The sequence below is a fragment of the Sandaracinus amylolyticus genome, from assembly GCF_021631985.1.
GTDB classification, from domain to species: domain Bacteria; phylum Myxococcota_A; class Polyangia; order Polyangiales; family Sandaracinaceae; genus Sandaracinus; species Sandaracinus amylolyticus_A.
This window is the reverse complement of sequence record NZ_CP070225.1, coordinates 3457667-3473835: the sequence shown is the minus strand read 5'-3', so window position 1 is coordinate 3473835 and position 16169 is coordinate 3457667. Positions and strand designations below refer to the sequence as shown.

General features: G+C 71.4%; 14 protein-coding genes. 4 read left to right on the top strand and 10 right to left on the bottom strand.

The features are described 5' to 3' along the window. On the bottom strand, positions 1 to 900 hold the full coding sequence (locus I5071_RS14380) for a hypothetical protein (protein ID WP_236606020.1): 900 nt from the start codon (positions 898 to 900) through the stop codon (positions 1 to 3). Between the two features lie 82 nt (positions 901 to 982). On the opposite strand from I5071_RS14380, the gene I5071_RS14375 reads away from it, so the two are divergent. Further along, positions 983 to 2896 carry a CehA/McbA family metallohydrolase gene (locus I5071_RS14375; protein ID WP_236606019.1) on the top strand — a complete coding sequence of 638 codons (1914 nt, stop codon included), beginning with the start codon at positions 983 to 985 and terminating at the stop codon, positions 2894 to 2896. A gap of 230 nt (positions 2897 to 3126) precedes the next feature. Here I5071_RS14375 and I5071_RS14370 read toward each other — a convergent pair whose 3' ends face one another. From I5071_RS14370 to I5071_RS14350, 5 genes are read right to left on the bottom strand one after another with little or no spacing between them, the layout of a single operon-like run. Next, a complete protein-coding gene (locus tag I5071_RS14370) occupies positions 3127 to 3489 on the bottom strand; it encodes a DoxX family protein (protein ID WP_236606018.1) in 363 nt (120 codons plus the stop codon). Further along, a complete protein-coding gene (locus I5071_RS14365; RefSeq protein ID WP_236606017.1) occupies positions 3486 to 4394 on the bottom strand; it encodes a sigma-70 family RNA polymerase sigma factor in 909 nt (302 codons plus the stop codon). The genes I5071_RS14370 and I5071_RS14365 overlap by 4 nt, the downstream gene beginning before the upstream one ends. Then, positions 4391 to 5005 (bottom strand): NAD(P)-dependent oxidoreductase, encoded by a 615-nt coding sequence (locus tag I5071_RS14360; protein WP_236606016.1) that lies wholly within the window; start codon positions 5003 to 5005, stop codon positions 4391 to 4393. Before I5071_RS14360 ends, I5071_RS14365 begins: the two co-directional genes overlap by 4 nt. A 37-nt stretch (positions 5006 to 5042) precedes the next feature. Continuing rightward, positions 5043 to 6530, bottom strand: coding sequence for a two-component system sensor histidine kinase NtrB (locus tag I5071_RS14355; protein ID WP_236606015.1), 1488 nt, complete (start codon positions 6528 to 6530; stop codon positions 5043 to 5045). Further along, the gene (locus I5071_RS14350; RefSeq protein ID WP_236606014.1) at positions 6527 to 7972 is read right to left on the bottom strand and encodes an ATP-binding protein; all 1446 of its coding nucleotides are present in this window, start codon (positions 7970 to 7972) and stop codon (positions 6527 to 6529) included. The genes I5071_RS14355 and I5071_RS14350 overlap by 4 nt, the downstream gene beginning before the upstream one ends. Positions 7973 to 8042: 70 nt before the next feature. Here I5071_RS14350 and I5071_RS14345 point away from each other — a divergent pair, with 70 nt between their 5' ends. After that, a complete protein-coding gene (locus tag I5071_RS14345) occupies positions 8043 to 8720 on the top strand; it encodes a hypothetical protein (protein WP_236606013.1) in 678 nt (225 codons plus the stop codon). Between the two features lie 40 nt (positions 8721 to 8760). On the opposite strand, the gene I5071_RS14340 is transcribed toward I5071_RS14345, so the two are convergent. From I5071_RS14340 to I5071_RS14325, 4 genes are all read right to left on the bottom strand, one after another. Beyond that, on the bottom strand, positions 8761 to 10686 hold the full coding sequence (locus I5071_RS14340; protein WP_236606012.1) for a hypothetical protein: 1926 nt from the start codon (positions 10684 to 10686) through the stop codon (positions 8761 to 8763). Further along, entirely contained in the window at positions 10683 to 11924 is a 1242-nt protein-coding gene (hisS, locus tag I5071_RS14335; RefSeq protein WP_236606011.1) for a histidine--tRNA ligase, read from the bottom strand. Before hisS ends, I5071_RS14340 begins: the two co-directional genes overlap by 4 nt. A gap of 232 nt (positions 11925 to 12156) precedes the next feature. Next, the gene (locus I5071_RS14330) at positions 12157 to 13356 is read right to left on the bottom strand and encodes a vWA domain-containing protein (RefSeq protein WP_236606010.1); all 1200 of its coding nucleotides are present in this window, start codon (positions 13354 to 13356) and stop codon (positions 12157 to 12159) included. Positions 13357 to 13389: 33 nt separating this feature from the next. Then, complete coding sequence (locus I5071_RS14325) at positions 13390 to 14229, bottom strand: AAA family ATPase (RefSeq protein WP_236606009.1); 840 nt, start codon at positions 14227 to 14229, stop codon at positions 13390 to 13392. Positions 14230 to 14286: 57 nt separating this feature from the next. Between I5071_RS14325 and I5071_RS14320 the strand changes: the two genes are divergently transcribed. Together I5071_RS14320 and I5071_RS14315 are read left to right on the top strand one after the other, a co-directional pair. Next, complete coding sequence (locus I5071_RS14320) at positions 14287 to 14931, top strand: hypothetical protein (RefSeq protein ID WP_236606008.1); 645 nt, start codon at positions 14287 to 14289, stop codon at positions 14929 to 14931. Then, on the top strand, positions 14928 to 16139 hold the full coding sequence (locus I5071_RS14315; protein ID WP_236606007.1) for a serine/threonine-protein kinase: 1212 nt from the start codon (positions 14928 to 14930) through the stop codon (positions 16137 to 16139). The genes I5071_RS14320 and I5071_RS14315 overlap by 4 nt, the downstream gene beginning before the upstream one ends. The last annotated feature ends 30 nt before the right edge of the window (positions 16140 to 16169 follow it).

Genomic DNA, 16169 nt, shown 5'->3' with positions numbered 1-16169 from the left:
TCAGTGCACCGTGGCCACCCCAGAGTCGCTAGGCGGCTCCCCCACGATGTCGATCGCCACAGCGAGCGCCCGAAGCTGCCACAACACCAGCAGGCTCCGCTTCGCGAGCGGCGGCGCCAACGTCCGCACCACGCCGCGCGCGACCATTCCGTCGAGCTCCGCGAGCGTGCCCCACAGCGGTCGCGCCGGATGCGCGAGCATCCCGAGGATGCCCACCAGCGGGCGCCCCGCGGGGCCGAGCTTCGGCGTCGTCGTCGACGCGTTGTCGAAGAGCTGCGCGATCGCGATCGCGAGCCGTCCCTGCTCGACCTCGAGCACGCTCGGCGGCACCCGCAGCTGCTTCACGCGCGCGAGCCTCGCGTTCGCCTGGATCACCTCGCGATAGAGCTCGTGCAGGTCGCTCACCGCGAAGCGCATCCGCTCGCCGCCCTCGACCGGCACCACCGCGCGCAGGTCGGGCGGCAGCACCGGGAGCACCTCGATCGGCCACGACTCGAGCCCCGCCTCGCCCAGCAGCTCGGTCCACGACGCGCGCGTGAGCAGCGGATGATCGATCGGCTCTGCGAGCGTGATCCGACCGAAGCGCTCGAGGCGCTCGCGCGGCGGCAGCACGTCGTCCTCGCGCGCGCGGATCAGCGGCGGCTCGAGCACGCGCAGGTACGCCTCTCGTGTCGGCTCGGTCGCGCCCAGCGAGCCGAAGATGCGCTCGCAGAAGAGCCCACCCTCGATCGGCGCGAGCGTGTCCGCCGCGAGGCTCTCCCCGAGCACCACCTCACCGGTCGTGCCCTCGCGCAGCTCCTCGGCGGTCGCGGGACGAATGCGCAGCGCGGCGAGCGGCGGCGTTCCCTCGGGGCGTCCGAGCAGCACCTGCAGCGCGTCGTCGATCGCGTCCGCCGACATGGGGCCCTCGGTGTACCACGATCCGATCGCGCGACCTGACGGAGAAGTGGACGTGCTCGGGCGCGCGTGACATCGGAGACGCATGGCCCTCTGGACGCACGGCGAGGGACGTTATCTCCGCGATCCGCGGCTGGTCGCGCCGGGCACGAGCACCGTCGCCGACCTGCACGTGCTGCGCTGGGACGAGCAGGGCGAGGCGCACGTCGTGGTCTCGCTCGATGCACAGGGCGAGCTCGCTTCCGAGCCGCGCGAGCTGCTTCGCGCGAGCGCGCTGCCCGGTCTGACCCACGACGCGTCGTCTCCGCGCGTGGCCGACGCACCGAGCAGCGAGGACGAGGCGCGCGACGGCGTGTGGCGCGTGCGCATCGTGCGCGAGGGCGCGCGCGGCCGCGTCGTCGTCGAAGGCGCGACCCGCGGCCCGGTGATCGTGTGGGAGGCGAGCGCCATCGTCGCCGCGCCCGCGATCGCCGCGACCCACGACGGCGCGTGGATCGCGTTCCACCACGACCTCCGCGAGGACGACGGCGCGCCCGACGTGGTGAAGTGGATCGCGCTGCGCTTCGTGACGCGCGACGGCGACGTGCTCGAGCCCGCCGCGCCGATGCGCGAGCGCGATCGGGATCGCGAGGGCGAGGAGCAGGGCTTCGAGCTCCCCTCGATCCTCGTCGGTCACGACGGCGCGATCGCGCTCTTCGGCCGCGGCTCGCATTGCTTCTACCGCCAAGACCTCGACGCTCAGGGCTGGAGCGCGCGCGTCGCGCTCGGCGCCGACGAGGGCTGGGGCTGTCGCGGCCGTCGCGTCGCCGTGCGCGCGATCGGCGATGGTCGCGCGCTCACCGCGCGACGCGAGAAGCAGGGGATCGTGATCGAGGCGATCGACGCACCGCGCGGCGGACGTCCCGCGCTCGTGCCCGCGCGCGTGGTGCACGAGGGATCACGACCGCGTCGCGATGCGCCGCGTCGCCCCGACGCGCCCGATCCCGCCGCGCGCTGGTCGCGCGCCACGCTCTTCGGCGACATCCACCAGCACAGCGCGCACTCGGACGGCTGCGGCGTCGCCGACGAGCCCTACCTCCGCGCGCGCTACGGCTACGGCGACGACTTCGTCGCGCTCACCGATCACGAGTCGTTCCTCGGCAAGCGCATCGGGCCCGGCGAGTGGGGCTACCTGCAGTCGGTCGCCGATCGCCACGACGATCCCGGATCGTTCGCGACGCTGATCGCGTACGAGTGGACCGGCCGACGTTTTCCGGGCCCCGGGCACAAGGTCGTGTACCTGCCGCGCACCGGCCTGCCGATCGTCTCGCGCGACGTCGTGCCCGAGGGCAAGGCGCTCGTCGACGCGGTGAAGGCGCTCGGCGGCTTCGCGGTGCCGCACCACGTCGGATGGACCGGCGCCGACGAGGGCGCGCACGATCCCGAGGGCCAGCCGGTCTGGGAGATCTGCTCCTGCCACGGCTGCTATCTGACCGCCGATCATCCGCTCGGCGGGCGCGGCGATCTGCGCGATCAGATGGTCGAGGAGGTGCTGCGACGCGGCCATCGCTTCGGCTTCATCGCGTGCAGCGACGGACACGGCCTGCTCTGGCACCACGGCGTCGCGCGCAAGCGCGATCCCTTCCGCACCGGGCTCACCGCGGTGCAGGCGAAGGCGCGAACGCGCGAAGCGATCCTCGACGCGATGCGCGAGCGACGCTGCTACGCGACGAGCGGCGTGCCGATCCTGCTCGACGTGATCGCGAACGGCTCGCTCCCGATGGGCAGCGAGGTCCGCGCGAGCGCGCCGGTGCGGATCGAGGCCGAGGCGATCGGCACCAGCTCGATCCGCGAGCTCTCGATCGTGAGCGCGAGCGGGGTGATCGCGACCTCGCGCGGTGAGAACGAGCGCGCGGGCGTCGAGTGCGAGCTCGAGTCGGGCTGGGCGTACGCGAAAGTCGTGCAGGACGACGGAGAGATGGCCTGGTCGAGCCCGATCTTCGTCGATCGCGACCCGTAGATCGCGCGTTTTGCAACGGTTTTCCCGCGATCCCGCCGACCGTCTGCGAGCTAGGAGGTCGGTGCGGTCCGTGGGACTGCTCCGAGTGGTCCTGGCTCGACCACCGAGTGGTCCCAGCTCGACCACCGAGTGGTCCTCGGTCGACCACCGAGCGGTCCTCGCGAGCGCTCGGTGTGATCCCCGGGACCGCACCGAGGAAGTCCGCGTCGCGCTCGGTGGTCGACCGGCGCTCAGCCCCTCGCACCCGCGTGGAACGTCCGATACGACACGACGAGCATCGCGAGGAAGAACGCGTGGGGGATCACGAGCCACGCGGGATCGCCGCTCGAGAGGTGCGCGATGTCGGCCGACACGATCGTGAGGCCGAACCCGAAGTAGGCGAACTGTCGGATCACGCTCGGCGTGCTCGGGAGCACCAGCGCGACGACGCCGAGGAGCTTCGCCACGGTGAGCTCGATGCGGAACCAGTCGGGCAGGCCGAGGTGCGCGAATGCGTCGCGCTGGCTCGGATCGAGCGCGAACGTGAGCGCGCTGACGAGCATCAGCGTCGCGATGATGCCGGTGCTGACCCAGTAGACGATGCGAGGTCTCATGTCCCAGAGACCGGCGAGCGCCGGCGAACGTGACCCAGTCGTGCCGCGTCGGCGTGGAAGTAGACCGCGGCGATGCGCCCGTCCTCCACGTGCACCGCGAGCACGGCGTAGGGCGCGCCTTCGTGCTCGATCACGAGCGCCGGCGCGCCGTTGAGCTCGCGCGAGGCCATGGTCAGCCCCGAGGGGCCGCGCTTCGTCGCGACGACCACGAAGCGCGCGACGTTCGCCGCACCGTGGAGCGGCACCACGAGGTTGCGGATGCCGGGACCGCGCCGGCCCGCCGCGCCGCCGTCGGTGATCATCACCGCGTCGTCGCGCAGCAGCGCGACGAGCGCGTCGACGTCGCCGAGCCGTGCCGCGCGTGCGAACGCGTCGAGCAAGCGTGCGTGCTCCTCGCGCGATGCCTCGCGCTCGCGCCGCGCGGTGCGGAGGTTCGATCGCGCGCGCTCGAGGAGCTTGCGGCACGCGGGCACGCTCTTGTCGACGATGCCCGCGATCTCTTCGTGCGAGAACCCGAGCACGTCGTGGAGGATCAGCACCGCGCGCTCGGAGGGCGTGAGCCGCGCGACCACGACGAGGAACGCCATCGAGAGCGTCTCTTGCGCTTCGATCGTCTCGAGCCCGTTCGCGGCGAGATCGATCGGCTCGGGCAGGCGATCGCCGCGGCTCTCCTCGCGGCGGGCGCGCGCCGACGTGAGCTCGTTGAGGCAGAGCCTCGTCACGATCGTCACGAGGTACCGATCGGCGGGCACGTCGCGCTCGGTGCGATGGCGCCAGCGGAGCCACGCGTCCTGCACGAGGTCCTCGGCGCGCCCGAGATCCCCGAGCATGCGATAGGCGAGCGCGACGAGGCGCGGCCGGCGCGCGCGCCACGCGACGAGATCGTCGTCCACCTCGTCGCTCACCGCGCGATCCCGACGGTCTCGCGCACGTGCTCGTCTCGCTCCACGGCATCCAACATGAACGCCGCGACCGCGCGGAACGAGAGGACCGAGCCGCCTTCGGGCAGGCGCCCCACCGACGCGCGATACGCGGTCTCGTCCGAGCGGACCAGCCGGGGCGGGCGCGCGATCGTGTAGTCGAGCTCGCTCGCGGCGACGAGCGCCTCCATCGCGCCGAGATCGCGCGCGTGGTGCTGGAGCAGCCAGCGGAAGAACGCGAAGCGAAGGCCCGGCTCGTCGAAGAGGACCGCCGCCGAGACGAGCGCGATCCGCGCGAGCCCGCTGCGGGTCATCGCGGCGACCGTGCTCGCGCCGGCCTCGCCCATCAGCGTGCTCGGGCGCAGCGCCTCGCGCGGCGGCGCGCCGATCGCGAAGAGCACGGCGTGGTGCCCCGGCATCGCCGCGGCCATCTCGGTCGCGTCGAGCGGGTCGCCCTTCACGATCGCGAGGCCGGGTCGCGCCTCGAGCGCGTGGGGCGAGCGCACGAACGCGGTCGCGGTGTGCCCTCGCGAGAGCGCGAGGTCGACGATGTGGCGGCCGGTCTTCCCGGTCGCACCGATCACGAAGAGTCTCATGACCGGAGGACCGCGCAGCCGCGCAGAACGTGACGCGTTACGAGAACGAGCCCGGGAGCGCGAGCGACACGCGCTGGCGCGGAAGCACGAGGGTCACGGTCGTGCCCTGGCCGTGGCGGCTCTCGATCTCGACGCGACCTCCGTGCACCCGCGCGACGCGATCCACGATCGCGAGGCCGAGGCCGGTGCCGGTCTGCCTCGTGGTGAAGAAGGGATCGCGCGCCTTGCTGCGCACCAGCGTGTCCATCCCCTCGCCCTCGTCGTGGAAGTCGATCGCGACCGCGGGGCGACCATCGAGCTCGGCGGCGCGCACCCGGACCGCGATCGTGCCGCCCTCGGGCATCGCCTGGATCGCGTTGTCGGCGATGTTGATCAGCGCGTGGCGCAGGAGCGCGGCGTCGCACTCGATGCTCGAGACCGTCTCGTCGAACTGCAGATCGAACTCGATGTTCTTGCGGTGCGACTGGCCCTCGCGCGCGAGCTCGACCGCGCGCTCGAGCATGCGCGGGAGCTCGATCGACTCGGGCGTGGGCTCGGCGGGGCGCGCGTAGGCGAGGAGGTCCTGCACCAGGCGGTTCAGACGATCTGCTTCTTCGTCGAGGATCACGAGCAGCGTCTCGACGTCGGCGGGCTTGAGCTCGGGACGGCGCAGCCCCGACACCGCGTTGCGGATGACGGCGAGCGGGTTGCGGACCTCGTGCGCGATGACGGCGGAGAGCTCACCGACCGCAGCGAGCTGCTCCTTGCGCACCAGCTCCTGCTGGGCCTCGCGCACGCGGTCGTAGCTCGACGCGAGCTCCTCGGTGCGCGCCGCGAGCTCGGTCTCCACGCGCCCCATGCGTCCGAGCAGCGCCCACGTGATGCCGACGACCGCAGTGAGCGGCGCGAGCGCGCTCGCGATCGACGTGCCCGGGCCGTACGCGCGCTCCACCGCGTCGGCGATGCCGACCAGCAGCGGCAGGCACGCCGCGATGAAGGTCGATCGCAGATCGCGATCCGCGATCGCACGACGACCGAGCCGCGCGACCGCGATGCTCGTCGCCGCGAGCCCGCCGACGAGCGCGGCCCAGCCGAGCGGGAGCAGCTGCGGGATGGCATGTCCGCCGTGCGACGTGAGGCGACCGTCCCAGTGCGCCGAGGGCACCGAGGGATCGAGCGAGAGACCCGAGAGCGTGATCGCCGCGCCGATGCCGCCCATGACCCACGCGACGCGCTCGACCGGGCTCGGCGTGGGCACGGCGAGCGAGCGTCCGCCGACCTGCTCGCAGAACGCGGCGTAGGCCGCCATCGCGAGCGAGACCGACGCGAAGATGAGCATCTGCGCGGGCACCGCCTCCGCGACGGTCTCGGTGGTGCGCTGCCACGCGACGCCGAGCGCGAACCCCGCGAGCACCACGCAGAGCACCGAGAAGAGGCCGTGCTCGCGCGTGTTGCGGCGCATCGCCCAGAGCCCGCCGAAGTGCAGCGCGACGAAGAGGTAGATCCCCGCGGTGGCGAAGCAGACGACGGCGCTCGTCGGGATCATGAGCTCGCCGCCGGGAGCGTGAGGGTGACGGTGGTGCCGGCGGCGGGCGCGCTCTCGATGCCGAGCGTGCCGCCGTGGTTCTTCACGACGCGATCGACGATCGCGAGGCCGAGGCCGGTGCCCGCGGGGCGCGTGGTGAAGAAGGGATCGAGCGCCTTGGCGCGCACCAGCGTGTCCATGCCCTCGCCGGTGTCGGTGAACGCGAGGGCGATGGCGGGGCGCGCGTCGAGCGCGGTGGGCGTCGCCTCGACGCGCAGCCGGCCCCGACCGGCCATCGCCTGCAGCGCGTTGTCCATCACGTTCACGATCGCGTGGCGCAGGAGCTCGGCGTCGCCCAGCACCGCGTGCGGTGCGCCCTCGAGATCGAGCTCGAGGTGCACCTCGGTGTGCTCGCGCCGACCGCCGCACGCGAGCTCGAACGCGCGGGTGATCAGCGGCTCGACCTCGACCGAGCTGCCCTTGGGCGCGACCGGGCGCGCGTACGCGAGGAGATCGCGGACGAGGCGGTTGAGGCGATCGGTCTCCTCGTCGAGGATCGAGAGGAGCACGCCGCGATCGACGTGCGTGAGCGTGGGGCGGCGCAGGCTCGAGACGGCGTTCTTGAGGATCGCGAGTGGGTTGCGCACCTCGTGCGCGATGACGGCGGAGAGCTCGCCGACCGCGGCGAGCTGCTCCTTGCGCACGAGCTCCTCCTGGGTCTGGCGCAGCTCGTCGTAGCTGCGCGCGAGCTCCTCGGTGCGCTGCTCGAGCTCGCGCGCCGCGCGCACGAAGCGACGCATGAGCACGATGCCGACGGCGATCGCGGGCGCGAGGCCGGCGTGCTCGGCGAGGTAGACCGTGCCGAGGCCGAGGCCGTGCACGACGATGTCGTGGATCGCGGCGGCGAACGTGATCACGACGCCGGCGAGGACGAGGCGCGCATCGGCGTCGCGGCGCGCGGCGCGCCCGAGCGCGAATGTCGCGACGAGCCCGAACGTGACGCTGATCGTGAGCACCACGACGCCCTCGACGCGGAGCGAGGGCTCGATCGCGACCCGCGGGAGATCGCGGGCCAGGGGCGCGTGCAGCGTGGATCGCGCGGGGTCGACGAGGCGCCCGGCGAGATCGAGGAGCAGGCCGATCCCCGCGAGCGCGTACGAGGCGAGCACGACGCGGCGGCGTGGTCGCTCGACGAGGTGCGAGGTGAAGTCGACGACGAACGCGGTGGCGGCGAGCGCGCCCGCGTACTGGAGGCGCACCGCGAGCGTGCCCTCGGCGAGCGTGGTGGCGTCGGAGAGCAGCGCGGCGCCCGCCGCGTGGATGGCGAGGCCGGCGCAGATGCAGGCGTACGACGCGTGCTCGGGATCGCGGCGATGCGTCCGCGCCCAGAGCGCGAGGTAGTACACGGCCGCGAATCCGTAGATCGCGCACCACGTCCACCGCAGCGCGGCGTCGGCCGACATGGCGCGTACTGTAACAGCCGCCGGTGCACGTTCTTTGCGCCGATGGTGAGCGCTCGCCTACGATCGTTTCGTGCGACGCCTCCTTCGTCTCGCGCTCGCGTGCGCGCTGCTGCTGGTGGTGCCGGCGGCGTCGGGTGCGCAGGAGCGTCCGTCCTCCGGCTATGAAGGCGTCGTGCCGGGTGGGGCGCAGCCTCCGCCGGCGGCGGAGCGTCTCGGGCGACGCGCGGCGGGGCGTCGGGCGCGGGCGGCGATCCTCACGTGGCCCGGGTTCCAGATGCAGGCCGATGGGAGCTCGCGCTTCTTCGTGCAGACGACGGCCGCGGTCCCGACGCGCGTGCACACGACGCCGGAGCGGGTCGAGATCGTGTTCCCGAACACCGGGATCCACCTCGCGAATTCGGCGCGTTGGCTCGAGACGCAGCACTTCCAGACGCCGGTGCGGCGCGCGCGGCTCGAGCGTCGCGGGCGCGACATGGTGCTCGTGATGCACATGCGGGCCGCGGTGACGCCGCAGGTCTCGAGCGGCGCGGGCGACGGCTATCACTACACCTACGTGGACTTCGCGCCGGGCGAGTACGCGCCGCGCGAGCCGGCGCCTGCGCCGGCGCCGCAGGGTGGGGTCAGCATCGTGAGCGGCGGGGATGCGCCCAGCGCGCCGAGCGAGGCCCCGCCTCCGATGACGCGCGACGAGGAACGGGCGCTCGACGACGAGCGCCCGCCGGTGCGCGGGCCGACGCCGAAGCGCTGAGCGCGCACGAGCACGTGGGGCGGGATCGATCGCTGCGCGGCTACTGCAGCGTGTAGGTCGGGATCGACAGCGCGCTCTCGCTCGCGGGCTCGGTGCGCGGCTCGGCGGGCTGAATGGGCGCGTGGCCGAAGTCGATCGGGATGTAGAAGAGCCACAGCCGATCGTGGCGATTGCGGTGCTCCCAGCCGACGAGGCCGTAGAGCACGCGCCACCAGTGCTCGCCCGCGCTGGTCTGGCCGTAGTCGAAGAGCGGCGCGAAGTGGAACTCGTACTCCCAGCGCTCCTCGTTGCGCCACTCGCGACGGCGGAAGTACGTGTTCAGGAAGAGCTGGGTCTCGGTCACGCCCTCGCGGAACCGCCAGTAGAACGGGAACGCGACGGTGTAGCGATCCCCGCGCTCGTACTGCTCGAAGTCGAACCAGAACGGCGCGAACACGTAGTGGCGGTGCGACGGAACGTGCTCGTAGTACCAGAGCGGGTGGATGTTGAACGCCTCACCGTCGCGCCACCGCGAGATCTGGATCGTGGGCGCGATCCACGTGGTCTCGTCGCCGTGCTCGAGGTCGCGCGAGTTGCCGACGAGCGGCGTGATCCACGTCTGGCGCCGGCCGTACTCGTCGAAGTGCGCGAAGAACGGGAAGACGATGGTGTTGCTCGACGCGGGGCTCGACCACCGCGCGAAGAGCAGCGGCGGGATGACCAGCGTCTCGCTGCGCTCGCGCGGATCGCGGATCCAGAAGAAGAGCGGAGCGACCATGTCCGCCTCGGTCGCGCCGCGATGCATCTGGTAGAGCCAGGTGACGAGCGTCTCCGAGTCGCGCTCGCGGAAGTACGCGAAGAGCGGCGTGGTGAGGCGGAACGCGTTCGGATCCTCGCTGAAGTGGAAGAGCAGCGGGGGGATCGTCGTGGAGTGGAAGCCGGGGCCCTCGTCGTGATGGAGGAGGCCCGCGATGCCCCACCAGCTCTCGCGCGGCTGCTCGCTCAGATAGAACAAGCCCGGCGGGACGATCGTGAGCGTCTGCTCGCTGCGCGCGTTGCGATGGCGGAACACGAACGGCGCGACGAACTGGTACTGCTCGTTGGGCGTGTCGTACCACCAGAGGAACGGGAAGACGCCCCAGCGCTCCTCGTCGCGCATGCGCAGCCGATAGAAGAGCGCGCCGGCGAAGAGATAGTCCTCGTCCTCGTCGCCCCAGCCGACCGTCAGGAGCGGCGGGATGACGTGGTAGTACGACTGCCGATGGCGCCCCGACATGAAGAGCGGCGCGACGCCGATGTCGTGGCCCTCGGGCGAGTCGTGGTGCCAGAACGGCGGGATGATCAGCGTGTGCCACTGCGGTCCGCGGAACCACCAGAACGCGGGGAACACGACGTCGGCCTGCTCGACGCCCTCGCGATGGTAGATCGGCGGGATCACGAGCTCCGACGCGTCGGGTGACTCGCGCAGATAGAAGAGCGGGAAGACCGCGGTGGTCGCGATGCCGCCGCGACGCTCGACCAGCACCGGCGGGATCGCGAGCTGGAAGTCGCCCTCGGCGGGGATCGGCGGCTCGCTGACGAAGCGCGTCGTGTGCGGCTCGGGGATCGAGTCGTCGCCTTCGGCGGTCTCGGTCGCTTCCTCTTCCGCTTCGGCCTCGGCCTCGGCGGCTTCTTCTTCGCCTTCCGCAGCCTCTTCGCCCTCGGCGGTCTCGTCCTCGTCGCCGTAGGCCTCGCGGTACGCGTCGCCTTCTTCTTCGGCGGCGGGCTCTTCGTCCTCTTCGGACGCGGGCGCTTCTTCTTCCTCTTCGAGCGCCGACTCGTCCTCGAGCTCTTGCTCGTCGACGCCCGCGTCCTGCGCGTGTGCGCATGGAAGGACGCAGAGCATCGCGCACGCGAGCATGATCGCGAGCAGCGCTCGCCCTGGGCGGCAGCACCGGCCTGTGCCGCGGCTCAGCGCCGCGAGCGAGACGCGCACAGCGTCGGTCACGCGCTCTCCCGCACCCGATCGCGCACGCGCGCGACGACCTCGGCGCGCGGCACTTCGTTCGAGCTGTGCGCCGCGAGATCCTTCATCTGCACGACGCCGCGCTCCGTCTCCGCAGGGCCGAGCACCAGCACCACCTTCGCGCCGAGCTTGTCCGCGCGACGCAGCTGGCTCTTCAGCGACTGTCCGCGGAGATCGCCGTCGGCGACCAGACCCGCGGCGCGCAGATCGCGCAGCAGCACCGAGGCATCGACGCGCAGCGCCGCGTCCGCGACCGCCACCGCGACGTCGATCGTCGGCGCGCGATCCTCGCCGCCCATCACGAGCAAGATCCGCTCGATGCCCGCGGCGAACCCGATCGACGGCACGTCGGGGCCGCCGAGCTCCTTCACGAGCCCGTCGTAGCGACCACCACCGCAGATCGTGTTCTGCGCGCCGAGCTCGCCGCCGCGCCCCTGCACCTCGAAGAGCGTGCGCGAGTAGTAGTCGAGGCCACGCACCAGCTTCGGCTCGACGCGATACCGCGTGCCCAGGGCGTCGAGCGACTTCTGCAGCTCCTCGAAGTGCGTGCGATCGGCGTCGTCGAGGAACTCGAGGAGGCTCGGCGCACCCGCGCAGATCTCCTTGTCACCCTCGCTCTTGCTGTCGAGGATGCGCAGCGGGTTCGTGCCGAGGCGACGCTGCGAGTCCTCGCTCAGACGATCGCGGTGCGGCGAGAGGTACGCGGTGAGCGCGTCCTTGTACTTCGCGCGCGTCTCGCCCGAGCCGAGCGAGTTCACGAGGACCTCGAGGTCCTGCACCCCGAGCGACGCGAGCATGGTGACGACCATGTCGATCATCTCGGCGTCGACGAAGGGCCCCGCGTCGCCGAAGCACTCCACGCCCGCCTGCCAGAACTGGCGATAGCGACCGCGCGCGGGGCGCTCGCGGCGGAACATCGGGCCGACGTACGACCACTTCGAGATCGGCTCGCGGCCGTTCACCGCGTGCTCGACGTAGGCGCGCACGGCCGACGCGGTGCCCTCGGGCCGCAGCGTCAGCATGTCGTCGCCCTTGTCGACGAAGGTGTACATCTCCTTCTCGACGATGTCGGTGGTCTCGCCGATCGAGCGCACGAAGAGCTGCGTGGGCTCGACGATCGGCGTGCGCACCTCGGTGTAGCCGTAGCGCGTCGAGATCTCCCGGAACGCGCGCTCGACCCGATGCCAGCGCGCGATCGCCTCGGGGAGGACGTCGTTCATTCCCTTGACGGCGCGCAGGGTGCTCATCGTGTCGTCGCTGGAGAGACGGAAAACCGCGGAGAGAGGCGGTTTTGCGAGCGCGGTACCTACCCGATGCGCGTGAGGGGCGCAAGCGTGGGACGCCGCAGGATCCGAGCGCGGATCGCGATCCGCCGTGCACGTCGCGATCGACCTGCGCCCCTGGTTCGCGATCCCGTCCCCGAGCCGGATCCGCCGGCGACCCCGACCCGGCTCAGCCCGCCTTGCGGAGCCCCTTGCCCTTGGTCAGGTGGCCCACTGCCTCGCCGAGCCCGTGGACCGTCAGCGGGAACATGTCGAACACGTTCTTCACGTACTCGATCGTGTTGCCGCTCCAGTACTTCTCGGGCTCGGGGTTGAGCCAGCAGCTGCGCTCGAAGTGCTCCTGCAGCGTCTGCAGCCAGCGGATCCCCTCGACGCGGTTCTCGTCACCGAGATCGATCGAGCCGCCCGACTGGAGCAGCTCGTAGGGCGCCATCAGCGCGTCGCCGACCATGATCAGCTTGTAGTGCGGGCCGCACTCCGCGAGCAGATCGCGCACCTTCTTCGGCTTCGTGAACTTCTCGTCCTCGTAGACGTGGCCGTACACGCAGTTGTGGAAGTAGTAGTGGCGCAGCTCCTTGAAGTGCGTCGCCTTGCTCGCCGCGCTGAAGAGGCGCGAGCACAGATGCGCGTAGGGCTCCATCGAGCCGCCGACGTCCATCACGAGCAGCACGCGCACGTTGGGACGACGGGGAGGGCGCAGCACCACCTCGAGCTCGCCCGCGTTCTTCGCGGTCGCGTCGATCGAGCCCTGGATGTCGAGCTCGTCCTCCGCGCCCTCGCGCGCGAACGCGCGCAGCTTGCGCAGCGCGACCTGCATCTGTCGCACGTCGAGCGTGAGATCGTCGCGATAGCCCTGCCACGCGCGGCGCTGCGCGATCTGCACCGCGCTGCGCCCGCCACCACGGCCCCCGACGCGGATGCCAGGTCGCGGCGCTGCGCCCGAGTTGCCGAAGGGCGAAGTCCCGCCGGTGCCGATCCAGCGATTGCCTCCGTCGTGCCGCTCGGTTTGCTCGTTCAGGCGCTCCTCGAACATGCGCTTGAGCGTCTCGAGGTCGTACTGCTCGAGCATCGCGCGCTCTTCGTCGCTGAGCTCGTCGGGGCGCTCGACCGCTTCCTCGAGCCAGTCGAGCAGCTCCTTGCGGAGCTCCTTCGCCTGCAGCTCCGCGCCGCGGAAGTGATGCGCGAACGCCTGATCGAACGCGTCGTAGTGCGCCTCGGAGTGCACGAGGATCGCCCGCGCGACGTGATAGAAGCCGTCGAGCGACGAGTCGTGCAGCCCTGCCTCCAGCGCGCGCGCGAGCTGGATGACCTCCGTGGTGCCGACCGGCACCTTCTGGCTGCGGAGCACGTAGAGGAAGGGGACGATCACGGATCGCAGTCTCCCTCGGCCGCGGCGCGCGCGCTACGAGCGGAAGCGGCGTCCGCCCGCGAGCTGATCGGCGAGCGTCGCGAGGTCCTGCTCCTTCTTCAGCAGCGTGCCGAGGAAGGGCACCTTGCCCTCGAGCCGCACGTCGCTGAGCCCCGACGCGCGCAGCACCGCGATCCAGTCGATCAGCTCGCTCGTGCTCGGGCGCTTGCGCAGGCGCTTCATGTCGCGGAGCTCGTAGAAGACGCGCAGCGCGTGATCGACGAGCTGGGTGTCGACCTCGGGGTGGTGCACCGCGACGATGCGCTTCATCAGCTCCTGGTCGGGGAAGTCGATGAAGTGGAAGACGCAGCGACGGAGGAACGCGTCGGGGAGCTCCTTCTCGTTGTTGCTCGTGATGATCACGACGGGGCGGTGCGACGCGGCGACCTCGTCGTCGGTCTCGTTCACCCGGAACCGCATGCGATCGAGCTCGTGGAGCAGATCGTTCGGGAACTCGATGTCCGCCTTGTCGACCTCGTCGATCAGCAGCACGACGCGCTCCTTCGACGCGAACGCCTGACCGAGCGGGCCGTACTTGATGTAGCGGCGGATGTCCTTCACGTCGCCGTCGCCGAAGCGCGAGTCGTAGAGGCGCTGCACCGTGTCGTAGACGTAGAGGCCGTCCTGCGCGCGCGTCGTGCTCTTCACGTGCCACGTGAGCAGACGGAGGCCGAGCGCCGCCGAGATCGCTTCCGCGAGCAGCGTCTTGCCGGTGCCGGGCTCGCCCTTCACGAGGAGCGGCCGCTGGAGCACCAGCGCGCAGTTCACGGCGGCCTCGAGGGCCTCGTTGGTCAGGTAGCTGTCGGTCCCGTGGAAACGCAGGAACTCGCTCATTTCGCGGGCCAGCCTGACTCGATGCCAACCCTCGCGCCACCGAACGATTCGAGTACGATGGACGGCGTGAACGAGGCCGACGAACGCGCGCTCCTCGAGATCCCGTGGTCGCCAGGGCAGTCGCCTTTCCACATCAAGGGCGTCGCGTACCGCGGCCACGTCGAGTACTGCGATCGCATCGTTCCCGGTGGGCACTCGGCGGTGCTGGCGGCGCTCGGGCGGCCCGACGTCACGAAGTTCTTCTCGCAGCCCTTCCTCGCGTCGACGCGCTACGACGTGTTCCCGCTCGCGATGGTCGGCATCGGCGCGGCCCGCGTGATGGGCACGGGCTTCTCGGAGTTCGTGCGCGAGCGGACGCGCTGGCAGGCGAACGAGGACGTGAAGGGCGTCTATCGCTGGCTGCTCGGCTTCACCACGCCGGAGATGATCGGCGGGCGATTGCAGCGATTGATCTCGCAGTACTTCGACTTCGGCGACGTGATCGTCGAGGAGAGCACGAAGGGCTACATCCGCACGCTGCGCCGGGGTCTGCCGCGCCCGCTGACCGAGTGGTACGCGTCGGTGTCGGAGCCCTACGTCGAGGTGCTGCTCGGGATGGCGGGCGGCAAGAACGTGCGGTGCACGTCGCTGGTGCCGATCCCCGAAGGGCGCGCGCACGGCGTCGACATCGTGAGCCTTCCGTTCGAGGCGCGCTGGGCGTGAGCGACGTGCTCCCGATCGGGCGCATCGGTCGCTACGAGGTGCTCGGGCGTCTCGCGAGCGGCGGGATGGCCGAGGTGTTCGTGGCGCGCGCGACCGGTCCGCGCGACGTCGCGCGGCGCGTGGTGGTGAAGCGCCTCTTGCCGCACGTCGTGTCGGACCCCGCGAAGGTCGAGGCGTTCGTGCAGGAAGCACGGCTCACGTCGCGCCTCTCGCACCCGAACCTCTGCGCGGTGCAGGACTTCGGCGACGAGGGCGGCGCGTTCCACCTCGTGCTCGAGTGGGTGCGCGGGCCCTCGCTGCGCAAGGTGATCGAGCGCGCGAAGGAGACGCGGCGCGCGGTGCCGGTCGCGATCACGGCGCGTCTGATCGCGAGCCTCGCGAGCGCGCTGCACCACGCGCACGTCGCGACCGACGACGCGGGGCGAGTGCTCGGGATCGTGCATCGCGACGTCACGCCCGAGAACGTGATCGTCGGGTGGAACGGGGTGCCCAAGCTGATCGACTTCGGGATCGCGAAGTCGGTGATCGATCCCCGGAAGACCGAGGTGGGCGTGCTCAAGGGCAAGCTCGCTTTCATCTCGCCCGAGCAGTATCGCGGCCAGGCGCTCGACGGGCGCAGCGACGTGTTCGCGCTCGCGCTCTGCGCGTTCGAGCTGCTCACGGGCGAGTCGGTCTACGAGCGCGATTCGGAGTTCGAGACGGTCGCCGCGATCGTGGTCGATCCCAGCGTGCCCTCGGTGCGCGAGCGACGAAGCGACGTGCCGATCGAGATCGAGGAGATCGTGCAGCGCGGGCTCGCGAAGGATCGCGATGCGCGCTTCGCGAGCGCCGACGAGATGGCGCGCGCGCTCGAGGGATGGCTCGCGACGCGCGGCGAGCCGGTGGGAGACCGCGAGATCGCGGCGTGGCTCGGTGGGCTCTTCCCCGGCGAGGCCGCCAAGGAGCCGGCGCTCGATCGCACGCCGCTCGATGCGCGCCCGGTGACCGCGCGCATCCGCACCCGCAGCGAGGAGATGCACGCGCTGCAGCTCGCGGCGGACGCCGAGCTCGATGCCGAGGAGATGGCGAAGACCGAGCGGGCCCGGCGCGCGCGCATCGTGGTCGCGATGGTGCTCGCGGCGCTCGCGGCGCTCGGGGTCATCGCGTGGGCGGTCGCGCGGCCGCGCGCCGCGGCGGGCGCGACTCCGGTATTGGAAAGCGCGGGCTGATCCGACGACCCATCACGCTGCGTGATGGGT